The organism is Methylocaldum sp. RMAD-M (assembly GCF_017832375.1).
In the GTDB taxonomy this organism is placed as follows: Bacteria; Pseudomonadota; Gammaproteobacteria; order Methylococcales; family Methylococcaceae; genus Methylocaldum.
In genome coordinates this window covers 214,026-236,926 of record NZ_JAFIBZ010000006.1, presented here as the reverse complement: position 1 = coordinate 236,926, position 22,901 = coordinate 214,026, and the positions used below count along the sequence as shown (strand labels likewise).

At 58.4% G+C, this 22,901-nt stretch carries 14 protein-coding genes; all 14 read right to left on the bottom strand.

Annotated features, from left to right (window positions below; genetic code table 11):
- Positions 1-48 precede the first annotated feature (48 nt).
- Positions 49-543 (bottom strand): hypothetical protein, encoded by a 495-nt coding sequence (locus tag JOD69_RS08870; protein WP_139841062.1) that lies wholly within the window; start codon positions 541-543, stop codon positions 49-51.
- A gap of 76 nt (positions 544-619) precedes the next feature.
- Entirely contained in the window at positions 620-1,747 is a 1,128-nt protein-coding gene (locus JOD69_RS08865; protein WP_077730708.1) for an RHS repeat-associated core domain-containing protein, read from the bottom strand.
- Positions 1,748-1,838: 91 nt separating this feature from the next.
- Positions 1,839-2,420: a hypothetical protein gene (locus JOD69_RS08860; RefSeq protein ID WP_077730709.1), complete on the bottom strand. Its 582-nt coding sequence runs from the start codon at positions 2,418-2,420 to the stop codon at positions 1,839-1,841.
- A 16-nt stretch (positions 2,421-2,436) separates the two neighbouring features.
- Positions 2,437-3,417: an RHS repeat-associated core domain-containing protein gene (locus tag JOD69_RS25215; protein ID WP_139841061.1), complete on the bottom strand. Its 981-nt coding sequence runs from the start codon at positions 3,415-3,417 to the stop codon at positions 2,437-2,439.
- A 153-nt stretch (positions 3,418-3,570) separates the two neighbouring features.
- A complete protein-coding gene (locus tag JOD69_RS08850) occupies positions 3,571-3,861 on the bottom strand; it encodes a hypothetical protein (protein WP_077730711.1) in 291 nt (96 codons plus the stop codon).
- 2 nt (positions 3,862-3,863) lie between these two features.
- Positions 3,864-4,847, bottom strand: coding sequence for an RHS repeat-associated core domain-containing protein (locus tag JOD69_RS08845; RefSeq protein WP_077730712.1), 984 nt, complete (start codon positions 4,845-4,847; stop codon positions 3,864-3,866).
- 121 nt (positions 4,848-4,968) lie between these two features.
- Complete coding sequence (locus JOD69_RS08840; protein ID WP_077730713.1) at positions 4,969-5,331, bottom strand: hypothetical protein; 363 nt, start codon at positions 5,329-5,331, stop codon at positions 4,969-4,971.
- Between the two features lie 36 nt (positions 5,332-5,367).
- On the bottom strand, positions 5,368-13,185 hold the full coding sequence (locus JOD69_RS08835; RefSeq protein ID WP_210023900.1) for a PKD domain-containing protein: 7,818 nt from the start codon (positions 13,183-13,185) through the stop codon (positions 5,368-5,370).
- 906 nt (positions 13,186-14,091) lie between these two features.
- On the bottom strand, positions 14,092-14,748 hold the full coding sequence (locus tag JOD69_RS08830) for a hypothetical protein (protein ID WP_210023899.1): 657 nt from the start codon (positions 14,746-14,748) through the stop codon (positions 14,092-14,094).
- 186 nt (positions 14,749-14,934) lie between these two features.
- Complete coding sequence (locus tag JOD69_RS08825) at positions 14,935-15,915, bottom strand: HupE/UreJ family protein (RefSeq protein ID WP_210023898.1); 981 nt, start codon at positions 15,913-15,915, stop codon at positions 14,935-14,937.
- Positions 15,916-15,929: 14 nt separating this feature from the next.
- Positions 15,930-16,919: a peptidyl-prolyl cis-trans isomerase gene (locus JOD69_RS08820; RefSeq protein ID WP_210023897.1), complete on the bottom strand. Its 990-nt coding sequence runs from the start codon at positions 16,917-16,919 to the stop codon at positions 15,930-15,932.
- Entirely contained in the window at positions 16,889-19,219 is a 2,331-nt protein-coding gene (locus JOD69_RS08815) for a DUF3604 domain-containing protein (RefSeq protein WP_210023896.1), read from the bottom strand. Before JOD69_RS08815 ends, JOD69_RS08820 begins: the two co-directional genes overlap by 31 nt.
- Before the next feature lie 852 nt (positions 19,220-20,071).
- Positions 20,072-21,097: a 2-oxoglutarate and iron-dependent oxygenase domain-containing protein gene (locus tag JOD69_RS08810; RefSeq protein WP_086134137.1), complete on the bottom strand. Its 1,026-nt coding sequence runs from the start codon at positions 21,095-21,097 to the stop codon at positions 20,072-20,074.
- A 400-nt stretch (positions 21,098-21,497) separates the two neighbouring features.
- Positions 21,498-22,673, bottom strand: a complete 1,176-nt coding sequence (locus tag JOD69_RS08805; protein ID WP_086134136.1) for an N-acetylmuramoyl-L-alanine amidase — start codon at positions 22,671-22,673, stop codon at positions 21,498-21,500.
- Positions 22,674-22,901 lie beyond the last annotated feature (228 nt).

Sequence of the window (22,901 nt, the reverse complement as noted above, 5' to 3'; positions counted from 1 at the left end):
GATGCCTATGCGGAGTTTAATCGAAGGGCACTTCGTGGCTCACCGCATTCAATGCAGATTCTTCTGACCAGTGATTTTAAACTCCGGCAAATCTTCTAAACATTCCGTAACGATAAATACCGAAAGATCCGGAATGTTAATTGTATATTGCTTCTCAGAATTCCTATTATTTTTTTTAAGAATAGCATCAAATCCGAACACCTGAACACGAGTATAAGGGTTATGGCTTGGCTCCTTTTCAAGCATAACCATTACATCGTTAGCTTTTCTGACCATTGAAGGACCAAGCTCAGAAAATATTACTTTCTTATTAGGTTCGCTGACCTTCTCGAAAACATAAATAACTTCATCAACCGCTTCGTCAGCATTAATAGCAGGAAAAATACCGTAAATAAATCCGCGTTTCGAGCTCTTTTCCTTTGAATATGAGACTACCCAGTTTTTTGGACGATTAACAATAGCACTTCCAACGAAAATCGTGTCATATATCCTCAAATATTTCTGGACAAATAAAGCACTCCTGTCGATGTCAAACGATGCCAACGAAATTATGCACACTGCGACAAGAAGAACGAAACTCCGCCGAATTTTCATAGAGCAAGAAATTTGGTTGCGATCTTTAAGGGTCTTTGAATGTTGGGACGGGGTCAGCAAGAGCTCCTCCAGCATATGTCCCAGGAACCTGTGCGCCTTTCAGCGCAGCGTCTGCTGCTGATTTCGTCAGGTCCTTAATCGCATCAGAGGTTGCATTTGGGCAATAATTCTTCGGGATTGGTTTGCCCGCTAGAATGTTGCTCATCACTTCATCGTCGTCACGTTTAGCCTTCTTCACGCGTTCCGCGTCTCGCATACCTTCTGAGTACGCGTCGATAAAATCATAAATTGCTTTTCCAGCAGCAATAACAACGACAGCGGCCGCTATTTGCTGAAAAAGTTGCCCATCCGAGTCGATCCAATTCACCGGGTCATTCAAGACATATCCGTATAAGTTAGTGTCCCCGCCGGCAAACCTTATCGGATCCTTCGTCGTCCAGCGCCCCGTCTCCGGATCATAATCCCGCGCGCCGAAACGGACCAGGCCGGTGTCGCGGTCGTAGAGGCCGCCGGCATAGCCGAAGGGCTGGAAGCCGGGGTTCGTGTCGAGGATGACCTGGCCCCAAGGGTCGTAGTCCAGCCGCTGCATCACGGTGCCGTCGGCCGTGTTAACGACGAGCCGGGGGCTACCGAGGTGATCCGTGAGGATCCGGTAGGTGTTACCGCCCCGGATCAGGTAGGCCGGCACGTTGGCCTTATCGGCATAGACAAAGCGGCTGACGATCTGGTTCTGGCCATGCAGTTCCGCGATCGGGCGGAGCCTGTCCTGGTAGAGGAAGCCTTGGACCGGAGTCCCGTTCACCTGCTTGCCGATGCGCCGGTGTTGGCCGTCGATCCGGTAGTCGATCACCGTGCCGCCCGGCTGGGTCACCTGCCTTAAGTTACCGAAACCGTCATAGCGGAAGCCGGTGACTTGCCCGCCCACCGTTTTCGATGTCAAGTCGCCGTGGGCGGTGTAGGCGTAGGCGGCTCCGTTGTAGCTCGTGAGCCGGTCCTGGGCGTCGTAGGTGGCGACTTCGACACCGTTGACGGTGGTCCGGTTGCCGTTGGCGTCATAGCCGTAGGTGGCCTGGACGGCTCCGTTCTGCCTGACTTCAGCTCGTGTAGATACCGTATTAGCGTCAGCGTAATGCGCCGAATGGACCGCTCTCATACGGCGGAAGGGTTATCCGGGCGCTCCCCGGACAACCGTTTGCGATTGGGATACGCGAGTACGCTATTTCGCCCTACGCGGGCTAACCCTTTTACGGGTTGATTACGCTCGTTGCAATAGCTTTTATAGTCTGCTGTTGTTGTGTTTTGAACTCATCAAAATTGTCTTGACTTCCGTGATACTCAACTAAAATCTTGCTTGCTTGCACTTTGCAAAATACGTGGAACTGCCGATTATCCAAAGTCTCTGAAGTACCTTCGAACTGAATGCATGTTACAGGCACGCCATTCTCAATATAGGAGTATTTCTTATAGTTCTCGCAGTTTATTCTTGCACACAACTTACTTAATGCTTCTGATAATCGGTCAATATCAAATTTTGCATCTCCAATCATAATATAGCTTTCATTAGGGAAGGTTGTTTTAGATGTGTCAAATTTACCGATTAATATAGGCTGATCATTCGAAATTGAAAATAAAGATGAATCAGTATTTGGGAAAACAAAATAATCATCATCGACAAATAGCTTTATGTTACGCCAACAAATCTCTTTTCCTATCCACATTTTCCAACCATATCTTAAGATATGGTTGGAAAAGTAGTTAACTAGAAACGCGACCCCAATTACGATCAAAACCTTAGCGATAGAATTCGAGTTAATTGTCATGCTCATTAATTAATTGCTTAGATTAAGGGCAGCGCTTTGAGGCTATCTTTGGCAATTTGTTACCGAAATTGAATTCAAGCTTCTTGCTAGCAACACCGAATTCTGATGCATCTTTTGCTAGCTGCTTTGTGGCATCTTGGTATTTATCGTCTGCTTTTTCAGCATTGTTTGGCTCCCCTTTTAATAACTTATCTAGCTCTTGATGTCTTTGTTTCCCTGCGTCATTTGCTTTCTTTGCTGCATTTTGTGCGGTCATAAGATTATCTATGACGTTATAAATTGCATAGCCAGTAGCAATAATACCAATGGCTGCCGCTGGGGATAATGTGCCTTCGGCATCAATAGAATTTATCGGATCATTCAATACATATCCGTATAGGTTGGTGTCCCCACCGGCAAACCGAATCGGATCCTTGGCCGTCCAGCGTCCTGTTTCCGGATCGTAATCCCTTGCGCCGAAGCGGACCAGGCCGGTGTCGCGGTCGTAGAGGCCGCCGGCAAAGCCGAAGGGCTGGAAGCCCGGGTTCGTATCGAGGATGATCTGGCCCCAGGCGTCGTAGTCGAGCCGCTGCATCACGGTGCCGTCTGCGGTGTGGACGACCAGTCGGGGGCTGCCGAGGTGATCGGAAATAATCCGGTAGGTGTGGCCGTCCCGGATCAAATACGCCGGCACGTGGCTCTTATCGGCATAGACGAAACGGCTGACGATCTGGTTCTGGCCATGCAGTTCCGCGATCGGGCGGAGCCCGTCCTGGTAAAGGAAGCCTTGGACCCGAGTGCCGTTCACCTGCTTGCCGATGCGCCGGTTGCGCCCGTCGATCCGGTAGTCGATCACCGTACCGTCCGGCAGGGTCACCTGCCGTAAGTTCCCGAACACGTCATAGCTGAAGCCGGTGACCTGCCCGCCCACCGTTTTCGATTTCAAGTCGCCGTTGGCGGTGTAGGCATAGCCCGCGTAGGATGTGCCGACGAAGGAGGCGCATCGATCGTGAACTCGAACGATGCGGTTCCTGCGTCACCGCATCCTACGCGGGCTTCATGGCGCTTGACCCGTATAACAGTATCTACGCCGGCTTATCGGCATAGACGAAGCGGCTGACAACTTGGTTCTGGCCGTTGAGTTCCGCGACCGATGCGCTTCGTGCCTCAGCGCAACCTATGCGGGCTGTTCCAGTAGTTGACGCAACTTGAAAAGAGCTTCATTTACAACCTTTTCGCTAATGGAGTCCAGAACACCATTATTTTTTTCAAGCGCATATGACCATGCCGACTCCAAATCTGAGATACAACTTGTAAATTGATGCTCCCAATCTGACTCCACTTTCGATAGTGCATCTCTCAAAAAAATAAGATCACCTATCAAAGCGCTCAAGCCAATTGTCCCTTTGGTATAGGAGTCAATCTGCTTATGCATTAATGCTAATTGCCGGATATCGTGTTCATTCACAGCTATCGCTTCCCTGGAATTACGGTAACAACGTCATTACCCTCAACTATTACGGTGATGTTATTGTCTGAGTTGTAAATTCTCGTTCGATCGGGAATAGGATCTGGCGAACGTTGGCCATTCTTAATTGTGTCTTCAATAACTGATGGTGTTAAACCACGATTCTGCATCTGATCTAGTGCATGTCCGCAATACCGGCGACCATTGACAACTGCATCCGGATTACGAGTTTGTTGATATGGAGCATTTTGTAACGGAAATCCATTTCTACCGCTTGGCGCACTTGCAGGGGGCGCAAATTTAGCTCCCCCTAAACCGGCGCCAAAACCACTGCCGCCACCACCGCCACCCCCACCTCCCGGACCGAATGGGCCAAAAGGGCTGGCAGGATCGGTGTTAACAAGCCCTAAAGGATCAACCCAATTGATCGGATCATTCAGAACATAGGCATAGAGATTACTATCGCCGCCGCGGAACCGTATCGGATCCTTCGCCGTCCAGCGCCCCGTCTCCGGATCATAATCCCGCGCACCGAAGCGGACCAGGCCGGTGTCGCGGTCGTAGAGGCCGCCGGCAAAGCCGAAGGGCTGGAAGCCCGGGTTCGTATCGAGGATGATCTGGCCCCAGGCGTCGTAGTCGAGCCGCTGCATCACGGTGCCGTCTGCGGTGTGGACGACCAGTCGGGGGCTGCCGAGGTGATCGGAAATAATCCGGTAGGTGTGGCCGTCCCGGATCAAATACGCCGGCACGTGGCTCTTATCGGCATAGACGAAGCGGCTGACGATCTGGTTCTCACCGTCCAGCTCCGCGATCGGGCAGAGCCCGTCCTGGTAGAGGAAGCCTTGGACCGGAGTCCCGTTCACCTGCTTGCCTATGCGCCGGTGTTGGCCGTCGATCCGGTAGTCGATCACCGTGCCGTCCGGCAGGGTGACGTGTCTTAAGTAGCCGAACGCATCATAGCTGAAGGCGGTGACCTGGCCACCCACCGTTTTCGTTTACAGGTCGCTGTTGGCGTCATGACCGTAAGTTCGCGATCGATGCGGTTCGTGCCTCGGCGCATCCTATGCGAGCTGGCTCGCCAAATTGCACAGATCATTCCTCCCGAGCTCATATACATTGGCTCAGTTCGTGTAAAACTTCAGAGGCAGAGTGGGTAATGACACTCCACTCTTGGCTATCAAGTAAAACTTTTATATCAATATTTTCTATTGCCTCATAATCGAAACTATTTAGAAGATTTCTTAATCTATTGAGGCTTACTTTTTGTTGGCTTGTTAATCCAAATTGATCCGCATAGTTATCAATTAGGTTATCAAGATCGTAGTCATCAAAAATCTGGCAATAGATTTCATCTAACGAGGGAAAACAGATATTCTCATGAAGGACCCATGCTCTATACTGCTTTTCTGCATTTGCGATGTTACCAATGACTGATAAGATCCCTGAAATCCATTTTTCTCTGTCCATCATGGCAAAAACCCTCTTACGACCATTCTTCTCTTTGAATCATGGGAATGGGAATTTAAACTCGTTTATAGGAATGTGAGCTTCCGGGGAATTCGTATTAACGGGATTCCCATTAATATCGTAAGCTGTACCATCTTTCGTGTATTTGAAATATGGCTTCTGTTGAGCCGGATTTGGACTATTAGGATTTCCTGGCATAAATCGGAACCGCTCGTGAGGGTTGTTTGGATTAATGCATTGGAGTCCACCTCCCTTTTTGGTTGGCTTCAATATCCAATCAGGTGGCAGTCCAGCAGGGGGCTGAACCGGAAGCTCACCGTTTCCTAATTCATTGACGTGAAATAGTAAATCTAGCACTAGACTGCCCGGAGAGATCGGCAATTTTTCGCCTGCCAGCCCAAGAGCATCAATCCAATTTATCGGGTCATCCAGAACATAGGCATACAGATTCGCATCGCCTCCTTCGAACCGAATCGGATCCTTGGCCGTCCAGCGTCCTGTTTCCGGATCGTAATCCCTTGCGCCGAAGCGGACCAGGCCGGTGTCGCGGTCGTAGAGGCCGCCGGAAAAGCCGAACGGCTGGAAGCCGGGATTCGTGTCGAGGACGACTTGGCCCCAGGCGTCGTAGTCCAGCCGCTGGACGACGGTGCCGTCGACCGTGTTGACGACGAGCCTGGGACTCCCAAGGTGATCCGAGATGATCCGGTAGGTGCTGCCGCCCCGGATCAGGTAGGCCGGCACGTTGGCCTTATCGGCATAGACAAAGCGGCTGACGATCTGGTTCTGGCCATGCAGTTCCGCGATCGGGCGGAGCCCGTCCTGGTAGAGGAAACCTTGGACCAGGGTGCCGTTCACCGTTTTACCGATCCGTCGGTTGCGTCCGTCGATCAGGTAGTCGATCACCGTACCGCCCGGCAGGGTCACCTGCCGTAAGTTGCCGAACACATCATAGCTGAAGCCGGTGACCTGCCCGCCCACCGTTTTCGTTTTCAAGTCGCCGTTGGCGGTGTAGGCAAAGGCGGTCCCGTTGTAGCTCGTGAGCCGGTCCTGGGCATCGTAGCTGGCGACTTCGAGCCCATTGAGGTGGGTCCGGTTGCCGTTGGCGTCATAGCCGTAGGTCGCCTGGACGGTCCCGTTTCTCCTGACTTCAGTCAAGCGGCCCGCGAGGTCGTAAGTGTAGACGGTGGTATCGGTCTGGCCGTTGACGGTCTCGGTCTTCTGGGTGATCCGGCCGAGGGCATCTCGGGTGTAGCCAGTCGAAAAGACGGGGCTGCTGTCGACATTGGCCGTGTAGCCTTGCACCTCGCCGAAACCGCTGTAGGTGAGGCTGTCGGTGACCGTCCCGAGCGCTGTGCCGGTCAAGAGACCGTTTTGGGCATGGCGCGTCAGGGTCAGGGCACCGGCCGAGATCAACAGGCTGTCGGCATCGTAGCCGTAGGCGATGGGATCGGCGCCGTTGAGTTTGATGTCCTTGATCCGGAAGTCGGTGTCGTAGGCGTAGCCGACCGTGCCAGCGATGGACCCGGTCCAGGCGGTTTGGGTGAGGAGCGCGCCGTCATAGGCATAACTGAGCCCGAGGCTTCCCGGTGCGGTCAGGGCTTGCAGGCGCCCGGCGGAATCGTAGGCGTAGGTGGTCTCGCCGTGGGGCGCCGTCACCGTCTGGAGCCGTCCGCCCGCATCGTAGGCGAAGGTCACGGTCTCGCCGCCGGGTCGGGTGATCTGGGTGAGTTGCTTGTCCCGGTTGTATTGGTAGTGGGTGGCCGGGTCCGCCGCCTCGACCGTGGGCGGGGTGTAGTGCTCGGTCTGGTCGAGGGGCGTGTAGTCGAAGAGGTGCGCGGGCTGGCCCGGCGGCAGGAGCGAGGTGAGATTGCCGTTGGCATCGTAGCCGAACTGCACGGACCGGCCGTCGGGCAGGGTCTTGAGGGTAACCCGGCCGGCCAGGTCGTACTCGTAGCTCACGGTTCGACCGAGCGGATCGGTGACGGTGTGGAGCCAGCCTTGGCTCGGGCCGTCGGCGTAGTAGTCGTAATGCACCGTGCGTGCGTCTATGCCCTGGCCGCGGATCGCCTCTTGCCGCCGTCCGCGGGCATCATAGACGAACTGCTCCGGCTCCAGCCCAGGGACTTGACGACTCACCGGTCGGCCTCGGTCGTTCACGATGGTGGTGAAGGTCCGTCCCACCGGCGAGGTGGCCGTGAAGGTCCGGCTGAGGACGTCGAAGACCGTTCGGGACGTTTTACCGTTCACCGTTTGAGTCTCGGTGAAACTGGTGAGGCTTAAGAGGTCATTGCCATTGGCCAGCGTGACACTGCGGCTCTCGCCGAGGGAGGCTGTCAGCCCGCCAGGGGTCTTCACGGTGGTGGCTTTGGCCAGTGGCGACAACATGCCGAAGCGTGGGTCGGGGCCTTCCAGCACGGTCGTGACGGTGCCGTCCGAATCCGTGGTGGTGTCCTCGCCGGTGGTCTTGAACAGCCGGTCCAATACGGTGCCGTCCGGATAGGCGTTGAGCTGCCGGCGATCGCCGGTGGCAAGATACTCCACGCCAAACGTGGTGGTCCGTCCCTCGGCCGTGGTCATGGCAGTGCTATACCCCGAACTCCCTTGGGACCGGAGCAGCGTCCAACCGCCGCCCCCGGCGTTGACATCCTGGATCAGCCGTCCCCGATCATCATAGGTAAAGGTATTCGTGTGCCCCTTCGGGTCGGTAAAGCCGGTGAGAAGGCCATCCGCGGTGTAGCTCATCGCGTGAGTTTCGCCGGCGGGATTCACAACCGTCGCGAGATGGCCATCGGCGTCGAGGGTCAATTCGGTGCGCTGGCCATCCGGGACGACAATGGCCGTGGGGTTGCCCGCCGAGTCGCGCTCGATATGCGTAATGCCGCCATCGCGGTCCAGGATCTCAGACAACTGGCCCGTACTGTCATAAGTAAAGCTGTACAGGACGGCATTCGTCAAAGCATGAAGAGTACGAAGGTGCTTGCCGCGAAAATCGAAATGATAGATTTCGGCACCATCACTCGATGGAATAAGAAGATCGTTTCGGTCTATCCCTGGGAAAGGCGGTTTAATTGCTTGGACGATATGTTTACCCGCGTCCGCGACATAAAGACTGCCTTCCTTGCCAAAAGCAATTCCTCGAAGCGCCGAGAAGGAGGCTCTCGTGGCCGGTATGCCATCGCCACCAGTCCCTCCTCCTGCAATCCTGTTAATGATGCCGTCGGATTTTACCCGTAAGACCCGCCGTGCATCGGCAATGTAGAAGCTGCCATCGGTCCCGACCACGATATCTTGGGGCAGGGTTAACCCCGCCTTAATCGCCGGACCACCATCATAAGCACTGCTCCAACCAGCGAACGCACTGCCCGCCACGGTGCTGATGATGCCATCGGTGTTTATTCGGCGAATGCGGTAATGGCCCGTGTCTGTGACGTAGAGGCTGCCATCTATGGCGATAGCGATGCCCTGAGGATGATAGAAGCTTGCCTCTGTGGCCGGCCCGCCATCACCGCTAAACACTCGTGTTCCGTTGCCGCCCATAGTGGTGATGATGCCGTCGGGACCGATTCGGCGGATGCGGTCATTACCGGAGTCTGTAATATAGAGGCTGTTGTCTGGGCCAACGGCGATCCCCCAGGGCTCATTGAACTGCGCCTCGGTCGCGGGTCCGCCGTCGCCGCTGAAACCCCGTGTTCCGTTGCCGGCCACGGTGCTGATGATGCCGTCGGGGCCGATTCGGCGGATGCGGTTATTGTAGCTATCGGCGATGAATAGACTGTTATCGGGCCCAAAAGTGATGCCCACCGTACCGTTTAGCTGTGCTTCCGTCGCGGGTCCGCCATCGCCACTGAATCCCGGAAGGCCCCCTCCAGCTACGGTGGTAATAATACCGTTCGCGTTGATGCGGCGAATCCGATTATGCGCAAAATCCGAGACATAAAAGGATCCATCTGGACCCACGGCAAGGCTCCATGGCCAATACAATCCCGCTTGGGTGGCGGGCCCATTGTCGCCACTCGTGATGGCAATTCCAGTGCCGGCCACTCGAGTGATGATATTTGCAACATCATCGGCTTTGGCATGTTGCCCGTTTCCAAGCCAGAGCGTTCGGTCAGTTACATCGTAGGCGTGATGGACGCCTAACGTCCACGTGCCCAGTGACTTGGATGCCGGAACAGCATGCACTAGATTTTCTTGCCATCTGCGCTCCAGGGCCAAGGCAGGCACCCCACGGGTCCCTATTATCCTGGTAGTCGTACTGGCGACACGAGCAAAGCTCCGCTCCAACTCCGCCGAACGGGCCGGGTAATAGACAACATTGTAACGATAGCGTACCCCAATCGTGGCTCGACTGGCCCCGGTAACAGGGCGGCCGTAGGCATCGAGGCCATCCCACTCGAAGCTGTAGGACTGGTTCGGGGCTACCGGAAACGTTTGGGTGAACGTGCGCCCGGCGACGGTCACGATGAGCTCAATACCCTTGACACTCGCCGGGAGATTGGTATCCGCCACGGGAATGTCGATGACCTTGCTCGGTTTATACCCTGGGGCGCGCTGGCTTTGATAATGCAAGGTGTAAGGCGTGCCGGTGATGGGAAGCTCCTCGCCCACCGTCTGCGCCTGCGGGTTGATGCTGCAGCCCGTGCAGTCGTCGCTGTCTTTGTCGGGCGGCGTCTTGTTCTTCGTCTCATCCGGCGCGGGCGGCGCGGTGGCATCGGCGGGCGGGCCATAGGGCCAATTGAAATCCCACGGCGTGAAGTGGGTTACCGCCACCCGCCAGAGGCTCTTGCCGACTGGGTAAAGCTGGGCCAGCCGGGCGCGTTCGGCGTCGGTGATCCCGAGGGCGGCGAGTGTCGCGGCATCATCTTCGAGGGTGTCGCCGTTGGTATCGAGACTGGCGAGACTATCGGCGATCGATAGGATCTTGATCACCTTGCCGTTATCCGACGGCATCCAGGCGGCCTTGTCGCGGTCGTACCAGCCCGCCGGCACGATCTCGCCCACCGGGAAATTGAGGAAATTGTCAATATAGACCGGCACCGGCTGATTGAAGCTGACCGTCTTTGCACCCACGGCGATCGCCTCATCTGCCGAGAGTTCCACCGCATAGGTATAGCCCGAGGTCGGCGGCAGGGGACCGGGCATGGTCTTGGGGCCGTTCTCGCCCACCGTGTATTCGGTGGCTCGGACATGCAGCGTACTGAGCGGCTGCTGGGTGCCGTCCGGCAGGGTCAGCACGGCTTGGGTGCCCTGCGGAAACAGCACGGTGGCCTGGCGGCTGCCGTCGGCGTCACTCATAACGCTCCCTTGCGCCACCTGAAAAGGTTGAGTGGTGTCCGCCAGATCGATGGCGCTGACCTCTGGGTCGAGCGGGATCAACACGACGTCTTCGGACACGGCGAAGTCCTGCCACGGCACGTCGAGTTGCCGTTGGGCGGGGAGGAAACCGGGTTTGGCGTAGTCGAGGGTCAACAGGCCGCCGCCGTTGACTGCGAGGTCGAATTGGCCATCGGCACGGCTCAGTGTTTGGCCGAATTCAGGGTGGTCCTTAACGGTGACGGTCACGCCCGGCAAGGGGGCGTTGGCCTTGTCCCGCACGGTCCCGCGGAACACGGCGGCACGCTTCGGTTCGATCGTGCCCTCGGTGACGCCGGTCTGGATCGGGTTGGGACCGGTGTACAGGAATTTTGTTGCATCGGCCACCGGGGTGGCGACGGTCGGATCGAGGGGCGGGGCCACTTGGGCGGGATCCGGCGGCAAGTTTCCGCTGCTGCCGCCGCTGACCACGATCTTAAAGCTCTGGCTGGCCGTACCGCCCCGCCCGTCGCTGACCGTGACGGTGACGGCAAACGTTCCTTCCGCCGTCGGCGTCCACTGGATCACCCCGGTCGCGACATCGAGGCTCATGCCGGCCGGCGCCGTGGCGAGACTGAAAACCAGGACATCGCCGTCGGCATCGGTGGCGTCGACATCGTAAACATAGCTCTGGCCGACGGTCGCCGCGGTCAACGGGGCGGACGTGATGGCCGGTAGCACGTTGGGCGGCAGCGCCACCTGGATCAGCGCGGTATCGGGGTCGCTCGCAAGCTGCCCGTCGTGGACGATCAACTGGGCCACGTAATCGCCGGGGCGGTCCGCCAGGAAGGTCGTCGTGGACGTGAGCGGATCGCTCAACACCGCTTGGCTACCGTCCGGCGTGCTCACCAAGGCCCATTGATAGCTCAAGGGACCGCCGTCCGGATCGCTGGACCCGGCGCCGTTCAGGTGGATCGTGGTGCCGGCGAGGGCGGACTGGTCGGGGCCGGCATCGGCGACGGGCCGACTGTTGACGGTGCTGACGGTCACCGTGTCGGGATAGCTGTCGAGCTGTCCGTCACGGACGATGAGCTGGGCGACATAGGAACCTGGCCGATCGACGGTGAATGCGGGGGTCGCGGAGTCCGAGGCGGCAAGCGCGGCGGCGCTTCCTTCGGGTACGGAGGTCAGGGACCAGTGATAGCTGAGAACGTCGCCGTCCGCATCAAGCGAACCCGCCCCGTCGAGTTGGACCAAGGTGCCGACCGGCACGCCCTGGTCCGGACCCGCGGCCGCAATGGGTCGGCTGTTGAGGGTGGTAATGACGACCGTATCCGGGTCGCTGTCGGCGGATCCGTCGTTGACGATGAGCTGGACCACGTACGCGCCGGGCCGGTCCACGGCGAAAACGGGTTGAATCGCCGCGGAGTCGGACAGGGCCGCGGCGCTGCCCTCCGGTTGATTGATCAAGGCCCAGCGGTAAGTCAAGCGGTCGCCGTCCAGATCGGTGGAACCGCTGCCGTTCAAGGTGACGGCGTCGCCGACGTAGACGCTTTGATCGGGGCCCGCCTCGGCGACAGGTTTTGAATTGAGAGTGGCGATCGAGACAAAATCGGGTTCGCTGCTGGCCAGTCCATCGTCGACGACCAATTGCGCCGAATAGTAGCCGGGCCGGTCCAGCGTGAAAGCGGGCGTGGCCGAGTTGGGATCGGACAGATGCGCGGCGCTGCCGTCGGGCGCCAGAGTGAGGGTCCACTGATAGCTCAGCGGATCGCCGTCCACATCGCTGGAGGCGCTGCCATCCAGGCGGACGGTCGTGCCTACCGGGGCAGTTTGGTCGGGACCGGCATTGGCCACCGGGGCACTGTTGACCGTGCTGACGGTGACGGTATCCGGGACGCTCGCCAGTTGCCCGTCATCAACCACGAGTTGGACCGTGTAGGTGCCTGGCTTGTCGATCGTGAACGTCGGATTCACCGCGGTGCGATCCGACAGGATCGCGGTGCTGCCGTTGGGTTTTTCGGTAAAGGTCCATCGAAAAGTGAGAGGATCGCCGTCGCCGTCGCTGGAGGTGCTGCCGTCCAGGTAGACGGTCGTGCCCACCGGGGCGGTTTGATCCGGGCCGGCCTCCGCCACTGGGCGCAAGTCATGACCGAAGCGCCACTCCAGCAGCGAGGGGCGGAATTTGACATTGGCAGGCTTTTGAATGGTGAAGGTGTCGCGGCTGACGACGGTGGCACCGGCCGGCACATGGCCGAACGCGAGATCGCCGTCGATCACCACGATACGGGAATCGCGGCTGACGAGCCGCGCACTGACGCGGTACGCGTCCACCGCGGCGGTCGAGGTGAGGCTTGCCCGATAGGTATGCTCGAAGAGATTCTTCCGGCGGTGGATCTTTTTGCCGACTTCCTTGTACGAACCGATGGTGAAGCCGGAAGATGATGATCCGCCCTTCCCTTCGGTGGCGACCGTCAACGTTCCCCAGAGAAGCAGTCCGCAGAACGCCAGACACAAGCTCAGCACGAATCCCGCCCTAAACTGAGACAGCCGCTCGATCCCCATCCGTATTCCCCTTTTGTTTTTTCTCGGCCTTGTTCGACGCGCACGTCGATCCTGTCACAGTTTAGTGACACATTTTCGAAGTTGAAGCCAAGAGCTTGTAAGCCTCGGCGGATCTTTTTGTGAGCGTAGGCTTACATGAAGGGCGAGCCCTTGTTGCAAGGGGGATTGCGGCTGATCGGTGGCTGAATCAGCCCGTTACGTCGGGAAGGGATTCCCGACCTACTTGGTGACGCAGTTGTAGGTCGGCAATCCTTTGCCGACGAAGATGCTCGGCCGGGACGTGGCGTCGGGAAGGGGGGCTTCGGCGCTCCAATCGCAAACGGTCATCCCAGGAGCGCTGGGATGACCCTTCCAATCGCAAACGGCCTGGCCGGGAGCGCCGGCCACGCCCTTCCCGAAGACGCCGTTTGCGATTGGAAGGGTCGCGACTAAAGCGACCGTTTGCGATTGGGAAGGATTCCCGACCTACAGGGTGCATGGTCGTAGGTCGGCAATCCTTTGCCGACGAACCCGTTGGCCCAACGAAACCGTTGGGAATGGATTCCCCGACCTACTCGCGAATGCCCGTACAGTCGGTATGAAAATGCTCGAGGCGCGACGACGCCGTGGGGCCGCCCCCACAAGAAGGAGCAACGTCGCCAGGGTGGCCCGCCAGCCGTGCAATCGGGTGCGTAGCGGCTTCACCAAACGGTGAGATCGGTAGAAGGTAGGACGGTCAGAATTTATACGGCTTTTCTACTCCTTCTAAGCCGTCAACAGCCGGTTCTAGGAGAATCGTTCAAATGCGTGGTAGAAGACCTGATGTTGATCGCGTCATTAACCTTAATAGGTATTGTCGTTACCCGTGTTGCAAAATCGGTAACGCGTCTTTCGATCCATCGTTCAAGAAAGGCCCCGGAGGGCCATCTAAAGAATCTTGCGCCTTCGCCGAAAGCGAGACGCCGCAAAGCCAATCAGCGCTAGGCCCGATGCGATACCGAACAGGCTTACGATTCGTGTCGTCAAGCGCTCTACGCCGGAGTCGGCGCCGACATTGAGCGGGATTCTCAGTATGTCTTGTTCCGGAACGGCATCTGTTCCACCCTTGATCAAGTAGATCGCGTAATGCCCATTCGTATCAAGGTCAAAATGCGATTCGATGACACCTTTGGAATAGGTTTTGGCGAGAACCTCCGATATGGTGCGCAGATCCTTGAAGTTTTCAGCATCGCTTTCATCGCCGCCCGTAAACTCCTGTTCGACGATCCGGATGCCGATAGGCATGCTCCTCGGTTCGTTACCCACCAGATCCGCTGTAAAAAACACCTTGCCGGGTGTTGGTATATCTTGGCAGTACGAGCGGAACAGCTCTTTCGTTAATCTCGCATTCTGGTTTTCGTCGGGCGGTTGGAGATGCACGCTGAAATAGACAGCGAAAAAGTCTGTGGAGGCCAGGCAGCCGATCCGAGCGTTGGTCATCTGCTGCGACGGATTATCGTTGTAACCTGGGCTGGTGCAAGCGGTCACGAGTGCCGTGCAAACCAATAGCGCATAGAGTCGGAATTCTGGCTGAAAAACTTTCATATGCGCCTCGTTAGCCTGCGTCACGGGGTTAGGAGAGCAGGCGGACATGGTAGAAGAACGAAGCGCGGTATTCCATAACCGTAATACGCTTGCTGTCCGTTATGCTCCTGCCATGGTTTTGGGGTCGAACACGATATTTTTGTCGGAGAATCATCGACGACAGATGCTGTATTGCTTCATCCTGATCTATACGGCCGCCCAGCTTCGCTCGAGAAGCCAGAAAGCGGCGAGGGAACCGATGGCGTAGGCGGGCATCAGCCGCGCAAACGAGTACCGGGCGAGCGGCATTTTCCGCAAGAACCTCCACATGAAGAGTACGAGAACGACGAATGCGATCTGACCGAGTTCGATCCCCACGTTGAAGGCGAATAAGGCCAAGGGAATTTCGCCTTCGGGCAGGCCGGCTTCCGACAGCGCCCCGGCAAACCCGAGCCCGTGGAGGAGTCCGAACAGTCCGGCCATGGGCCAGGGATAGGCCCGCAGCAGGCCGGTCTCTCCCGGCCTTGCCAGTTCCACGGCGAGCACGTAGATGCTGAGGGCGATCCCCGCTTCGATCGGCGCGGGCGGAAGCTTGACGAAGCCCAGAACGGCGAGCCCGAGGGTGACGCTGTGTCCCAGCGTAAACGCCGTGATGGTCCAAAGCAGCTTTCTGCCGCCGCCGACCAATAGCGTCAGGCCCAGCACGAAGAGCAAATGGTCGAAACCCGTGAGAATATGCTCGACACCCAGCCTGGCATACGAACCCAACACCGACAGCCTGCTTTCGCGGGCGGGAATCGTAAAACCGGGTTCGTCTCCGGTCAGCACATGGCGCATGGAGCGGCCATCGGCGAGCCGTATCCGGAGGAGAACGTCCGCCCTGCTCGACGGAATGCCCTCGACCTCCACGGATTTGCCCACCAGCCCCTCTGGGCATTGAATCTCCCAGGTCGCTTCGATGCCCGTTCCCGCCTGCTTCACCGCCGGTCTTCCGATACCGTTGCACTCACCGGGGAGCACGGGACGGAGTTCGCTGCCCATGACCCGCATGATGGGCTGTTTCCAGCGTATCTCCACGTGATCCCCGGATGTCTCCTGGAGTTCGAGCAAAGCGGGGGCGAACAAATGCGCCTCGGCCGGGACCGAAAACAGGATCGCCGCCGGCAACAGAAGCCTGGGCCAAAACATGTCGTGCCTTCCCATCATGACTGTCGACCGGGCACGACGATGTCGAACTCGGCCCGAAGCTGCTGCAAACGAAAAGCCAGCCATTCGTCGGCAAGCTTTTCCACAAGACGCCGTCGCACCTGCGTTTTGACTTCCGCCAGAGGGGGTAGATACGGTTGAGTGCGCTCGTGCACGTAAACGAGATGAAAGCCGTAGCGAGAGGGTATCGGACCGCTCCACGCGCCTTCGGGCTCCGTACTGAGAGCTTCCACGAAACGGTACCCGAAACGCCGCGCCAGATCCTTGTTAGTCAGCAAAGGCAGCGACGGCGGTCCGAAAGCCTTGTCGCCCAAGGCGGAAGCCGCTGCCGAAGGGTCGGCGCCCCGCTTCATTCTCTTGAGCAGCGCCCGAGCACGGGCTTCGGTGTCCGAACCATGCGCCAGTCGGTTCACGGAAACCTGGGTGATGCGCGTCATCGCGGGAACCATGAAGGGTTCGGGATTGTTCTGCAAATACGCTTCCATCATCTCCTCGGTCGGCCGGCGCACCCGCACGGCGGCGCGGATCAGGCGCTTCGCCCCGTCGATCAGGATTCGCCGGACCACGGCGTCTCCGTGGTGGAGACCGAGTCCCTCGGCTTCCCCGGCCAACTCCGCCGGCGACTTGGCCTCCTCCGGATTCTGCTCCACGAAAGCCGCGATTTGAGCCAGTCGCCGCTCCGCCACCGGCTGTTTGTCGAGCCCCAAACGCAGGGCATATTGGTAAAGAACCTCCTCGTCCACGAGCGTTTCGAGGAGATGCTTGTCCTCTTCCGGCGTCGGCGTTCGCCGGTACGCCTCCGCGAACTCGCGGCGCGCGAGATCCACGCGATACGAGGGAATCACCAGCCGAGCCCGGTCGGGCGGGTCCATTCGTCCTTGCGGTGCGAACGCCGCGAACAGTACCGCTCCGATGATCAGAAAATGCAGTGCCGGCGAGCGAAGAGCTCTGTGACCTAGGGTGTGTACCAGATGGGTGAACTCCATGCCCGCTCCTGTATGGCCGGTTGCACGATGGGGGCCGTCGTCTGGTTGCTGCAACACGACGCTGCGTATTGAGCCTTGAGCTGATCGATTTCGTTGCCCTGTTGCAGCTTTTGGAGATCATCCCTGCACTGTTGCGGGCGCAGCGGATTCAGACCGAACGCGTTCTGACACCAGAGCGTGCTGTAGCGGCACACGGGTTTTTCGAGAACACGGGCGTAGTAAAACGCACGCTCGTCGGGCTTGAACTGTTTGTCCTCCCACACCGCGCACAGCGACTCGGCTCCTCCGCCCCTGAGACTGCAATCGGGGGTGACGCCGGCCTGAGGGAGGTTGGGACGCCCTCTTTCGCCGGCTACCGTGACGACCGACTCGTGCAGCTCGCCTGCCGCGTCATACCACCCCTTGATGATCTGGATCTGCTCCAGCGGCGTCCGGATGAAATCGTCCCACCAGGCCGCCACGATGAACCGCGGGGCTTTGGCACGGGAGGGTCTCGGCGGGAGGTCGCCGCCCATGGGGACTCCGTCGGCATAGCCGGTCGGCACGAAATCCTTGCCGCACATGGATTTGTCGAAGTTCCAGCCTCCGAAGAAGCGCAGGACGATCCGCGTTCCGCTGGTCCCGTAAGTCTCCTTGCGCTTCAGCGCCTCGAAAATGGAGTCGCGCGAATTCTCCTCCGCCCACGCCACGGAGTGGCCGCCCGAACTGTTTTGGATGGTGGAGGGACGCTGCACGGGGACCGCATCGTCGATGCCGAGGTGCCCCGGAAACCTTTCGTTCTCGGGATGCCAGCCCATGGTGCCGTTATGCGAATCCGAGGATGCCACCACGCCCATCTTGAAGGGATTGACCCCCTCGAATTGTTCCTCCGCCAGTTTCAGTCCGTCCTTCCAGACATTGCGGACGAAGGCGCGCTCGTTGAAAGCCGACGGCGGCAATCCTCCCGCCGATCCGCCGCTGGTTCCGACGCCCGAAGCCGCGGATAGGGAGGTCGTGTCCAGCAGCTCGAAATTGCAGAATTCATCCGCCGTGTCGACGCCTTCCTTGAAGCGGGGATCCCAACGGCATTCACTACTTCCCTTGTTCTGATAGATCTCCACGAGCGGCTCGAACTTGGCGCGTCGAATCGCATCCTCTTTATTGAACGGAGTGAAAAACATCGGAGGAACGAGCCCCATGCCTCCGCCGAGGTTGGAGTTGTGCGGAATGGTCAGGAACTCGCAGCGGCTCGCACGGCCGTCCGTAACGTTCTGCCCCAAGGTGCAGTCCCGCTCCAAGGCGTTCCAAAGCCGTTCCGGAAGCGGAAACGTGATGAATTGACCGGGCGGGACCGGGAACACCTCCGGGTCGTCGGGAACGATGCTGCCCACGTAGCTGGGCGGTTCCCCGACGCCGCCGGGGCCCCCGGAAGTCGGACTCTCGTTAAGTCTGACGCCCATATCGATCGCGGTAATGGGTCGTCTGACCACCTTATCGTTGCGAAAGAAGACGTTACGATGCCAGTTGGCCCCCAGCGGCGTGGAAGTCACCTCGTAGGCGTTGAACGTGGTGAACGAACACCGGCTGCTCCGGTCGTAGAACTCCTCCGCCGCCGCCTGGTGCTCCTGCCATACCGCGAGTTCCGCCGAATCGCATTCATCCGGGTTGTTCACGCAAAGCGGCATCCGCGTCATCTGGCTCACCGGACCGAGGTTCATCATGGTGAGCTGCGTGAACGCATTGGAGGCCAGTTCCCGCTGGAGTTGATTGAACGGCGCGGTGGCCGGAGTCGAAACTTCTCCTCCGAGCGGCTGCCAATAGAACCCGTTGATCATCCGGCAATCCAGTGAGAAACGTCCCTCGGGGTCGGCGGGGTCGGGAGTTCCGAGAAGGTCCTTGCAGATGCCCATCTCGCCGAAGTGCTCCGAATGATCGGTAACGCCGCCCCAATCGATCGGCCGGTCTATGGTGGGCCTGCGCAGATCGTTCGGCAAACCCAGCTCGGGAATCTCGACACCCTGGATTCCGATGATGTTCGGGAGCGTTATCGGGCTTTCGCCCCTGGCGAACGCATAGGCTCCGCGCGGATTGTTGCCGGCCTGTTCGTCGACGAAACGGATGCTCGCGTCGAAAGAGAGGCCGGTATGCAGATGGGTCACGCCGAAAAAGGGTTGGCGCATCGGATCATAGTTGTCGCAACGGGGGCGATAGGCTTCCGGTTCCGTGACCTCGAACGCTTCCCCGACCGTCGGCCAGGCCAAGAGCACCGCGTTCAAGGAAATGGCGAGTGTGACGCGCTTCGACAGAGAGCAGGTTTGCATGTGAAGCTCCTCCATGTATCCGCCGGGTATCCGGCGTTTCCTAGCCGGGTGCAATGGCACCGGATCATCCATGATCGGCTTCCGGAAAAACTCTTCAATCGTGCCGGCGACATTGACACAGAGCGGCAGATCCACCGCGGCAAAGACGTAGGAAGCTTGGCTTGCCTTTTGGTTACTTCGTCCGGCAACGTGAATAGTTAGCCTGTCACGTCGCAAGGGCGCGCGGCTTGCTACGCGAACTGAAAGGAAAAACCCGCCGAATATTCGGCAGTGCCTGTCTAGCCCATTAAAAAAGAAGAATTCGCCCGGGGTCGTGGGCATTATGGGTTGACAATATTTTGCTAAGACATTCGTATATTTCCTGACTCGGTCGTGAGGCATTCGGCCCGAGTTGGTTTACAGGAAAAATGCTCCTAGCATTCATGTCGACGAGCCGCCATTCGCAAATCGGGCGGGACTCACGGTTTCGGACAACAGCGGACGGTCGTCAAGACTAAGTACATTCCGCAAATATTTGCGGAATCTCGACAGATTGGCGGGGTTGTCCTGCAGGTTGCCTATGCCGCAAGACTTCCCTGAATGTACTTAGAGCGTTTTCATCGCGATTGTAAGGCAAAACCGGCTTGGCGGACGTCGTTGGCGCCTTCGGCTCGGGTGAATGGATTCAAGCATTCGTAGGTCGGCAATCCTTTCCCAATCGCAAACGGTCGCTTTAGTCGCGACCCTTCCGACGAAGCCGCTCGGCCGGGACGTGGCGTCGGGAAAGGCGGCTTCGGCGCGATTGGGAAGGGATTCCCGACCTACTCGCGAGTGCCCGTACAGTAGGTATGAAAATGCTCTAGGACGCCATTTTCAAATCACGCTGCCTCCGAGTGCCGGGAAGACTTTGCCGACCTTGTTGAGCAGGTAGTCGCCATAGGTGCCGGTAAAGGCGTGGACGCTCGATCGGTCCCACCGGTGCTCTTCATCGTCTATGACATGCTCCAATTCGGGACTCTCGATCCGTTTTACTTCCGCATCGAAATTCGGATCGAAAAAGAAGGGAAAGGACAGCCGGGAGCGACCGGCGGTATTACGGACCCGGTGAGGCGTGGAGCGGTAGCGACCGCCGGTCATTCGATCAAGCATGTCGCCGATGTTGCACACGAAGGTTCCGGGAACAGGCGGGGCCGCGATCCAGCCCGACTTCGACTTCACTTCCAAGCCGCCGGCATCATCCTGTTTGAGAATGGTCAGCAGGCCATAGTCGGTGTGTTCACCCACGCCCCAGCTGGGCGGAGTACCCACGTTCGCCGGCTCTGGCGGATAGTTGAAGATGCGGAACAGGATCAGAGGATCGGCGGTGTAGCGGTCGGCGAAGTAGGACGCTTCCAGCCCCAAGCTGAGCGCAATGCCCTGCATCAAGATTTGCCCGAGTTGCGTCATCGCCGCCATATACGCGAGCACCGTTTCACGAAATTGCGGGATGTTGGCGGGGAAGAGGTTGGCGCCATGCAGAGGAACGCCGGCCTGGACTCTCGGATCGTCCGCCCCAAGCTCGGCACCGAAATAGAGACCTTCCTTGAGGTCGGGCCGTCCGGAGGTGAGCTCGCCTCCGACCGGAAAATAGCCGCGCCAGGCTCGGCCGGCCCGTTCCATGCGGAGCTCCAGCTTCGTTTCGAGATCCTGTGCAAAAAATTGTCGGCTGAGCTGCTCCAGCCGGTCCTGAAGCGCCTCATCGACGCCGTGGCCCTTGATGTAGAAAAAGCCCATGTCGAGGCAGGCATGTCTGATCTGCTCCGCCACCGTCTCTTTATCGCCGGTGCCCGCTACCAGGGCGTGAACGTCGATGATGGGAAGATTGGAAACCGATTCGGATCCAGCTTCGGTATGAGTCATGGAAACCTCCCGAGGCGGCTGCCGCAGTTTTTCCGAACACGCGGGTATGCCTCTAATTCTCAAATCGCTTTCAATCCGGAATTCATTTTCGTAGGGTGGGTTAGGCGCACATCAGCACTGACCGATGGCCGATCACTGCGCTTCGCGTGCGCCGTAACCCACCGAGCGACCTTCAATCGATGGGTTACGCAGAGCCTGTCCCGAGCGGAGACTAGGGGCTAACCCGCCATCGATGGGTTTCGCTTCGCTCTACCCATCCTACGATGAATATTATCTCGAATGCCGAATGGAATTACGTCGGGAAGGGATTTCCGACCTACTTGTGACACCGTTGTAGGTCGTCAATCCTTTGCCGACGGACACTGCACCCACGACGCGCTACACCAAACCGGAGAATGCTTTAGTTCCCGCTGGCCTTGGTCGGCGCCTTGGCCGAGAAGAACTGCCGAATCCCGTAAAAGATCGCGCGGCAAATCTTCGTCTGATGGGCGGCGTCTGCGAGCTTGCTCTCGCCTTCCGGGTTGGTGATGAATCCGGTCTCGACCAGAATCGACGGGATATCCGGCGATTTCAGCACGACGAATCCCGCCCGCTGGACTTCCGGATGGTGCATGGGGAAGCTCTTCTTCAGTTCCCACAGCACGGCGGATGCGGCTCGCGCGCTCGCCTCGGCGGTGGCGGACTGGGACAGGTCGAGCAGCACTTTCGCCAAGGTGCCGTTCTTGTCCCGCAAGCTCACGCCGCCTATCAAGTCGGCCGCATTTTCCCGTTCCGCCAGCCAGCGCGCCGCCTCGCTGCTGGCCCCGCGCTGGGACAGCGTGAACACCGACATGCCCCGAGCCAGGCCATGCACGTAGGCATCGGCATGCAAGGATATGAACAGGTCGGCCTGCGCCTCTCGGGCTTTCACCAGACGTTCGCGCAGACTGAGAAAACGGTCGTCCTTCCGGATCATCACGGGCTTCATGCCCGGTTCCGCGTAAATCATGTCTTTCAGCTTGCGCGCCATGGACAGCACCACGTCCTTTTCCCGACGGCCGCCGGGACCGACGGCGCCGGTGTCCTTGCCGCCATGACCCGCATCGATCGCGATCACGCGGATCTTGGGCTTCCTGGAACTTCGGCGGACCGGCGCATGTGCTGTCTTCTTCGCGGTTTTGGTCGCGGCACCGGCTTTGGGGGGCTCGGATTCGATCAGTTCGACGATCAGCCGGACTCCCTTTCCGGCGGGGCTGATAAACGCCCTGTGCAAAACTGGGCGCTTCAGGTCGACCGACAATCGAAGCCTTTCCTTGTGAGATGTCGTGCGGATCTTTCCCAAAAAAGGATGCGACGCTGGCGGCTGCTTTACGCTGACTCCGAGCTTGGCATCGGTAATATCCACCAGCAGCCGCCTCGGCTCGGCCCAGCGGATCACCCGGTACTCGGGTTTACCGGTAAATTCAAAAACCAAACGCGCCCGATCCGCCTTATCCGCAGCTCGCAATGCCGTGAGCCGGACCGGTTCGGCCGATACCGACGCTGCGAGGACCATCAGCAAGACGAAACAGCCCGCTCTATCCACAAGTCGCGGCATGATTCCGGGAATAGATTTTTTACTAACTCGGCGGGTAGCAGAGATTGTTCTTCGTAACGATTCGAAACGCTCAGGCGTCGGCCGTATCCACAATCAGCCGTGGAGCGCTTCCCGCAGCGGGAGACGTGCAACATACCCGCCCTATTTTTTGATTTCAAAATGTTTGCACGAACCTGTCAACCCGATTTATCGTACTCCCATAGGTAAAACTACTGATTAGCGCGCCTT

What these genes read in the sequence shown, in the direction of transcription:
- JOD69_RS08810 (WP_086134137.1), bottom strand. Translation starts at nt 21,097, where the DNA reads ATGACTCATACCGAAGCTGGATCCGAATCGGTTTCCAATCTTCCCATC.
- JOD69_RS08830 (WP_210023899.1), bottom strand. Translation starts at nt 14,748, where the DNA reads ATGAAAGTTTTTCAGCCAGAATTCCGACTCTATGCGCTATTGGTTTGC.
- JOD69_RS08835 (WP_210023900.1), bottom strand. Translation starts at nt 13,185, where the DNA reads ATGGGGATCGAGCGGCTGTCTCAGTTTAGGGCGGGATTCGTGCTGAGC.
- JOD69_RS08865 (WP_077730708.1), bottom strand. Translation starts at nt 1,747, where the DNA reads ATGAGAGCGGTCCATTCGGCGCATTACGCTGACGCTAATACGGTATCT.
- JOD69_RS08805 (WP_086134136.1), bottom strand. Translation starts at nt 22,673, where the DNA reads ATGCCGCGACTTGTGGATAGAGCGGGCTGTTTCGTCTTGCTGATGGTC.
- JOD69_RS08815 (WP_210023896.1), bottom strand. Translation starts at nt 19,219, where the DNA reads ATGCAAACCTGCTCTCTGTCGAAGCGCGTCACACTCGCCATTTCCTTG.
- JOD69_RS08820 (WP_210023897.1), bottom strand. Translation starts at nt 16,919, where the DNA reads ATGGAGTTCACCCATCTGGTACACACCCTAGGTCACAGAGCTCTTCGC.
- JOD69_RS08860 (WP_077730709.1), bottom strand. Translation starts at nt 2,420, where the DNA reads ATGAGCATGACAATTAACTCGAATTCTATCGCTAAGGTTTTGATCGTA.
- JOD69_RS08825 (WP_210023898.1), bottom strand. Translation starts at nt 15,915, where the DNA reads ATGTTTTGGCCCAGGCTTCTGTTGCCGGCGGCGATCCTGTTTTCGGTC.
- JOD69_RS08840 (WP_077730713.1), bottom strand. Translation starts at nt 5,331, where the DNA reads ATGATGGACAGAGAAAAATGGATTTCAGGGATCTTATCAGTCATTGGT.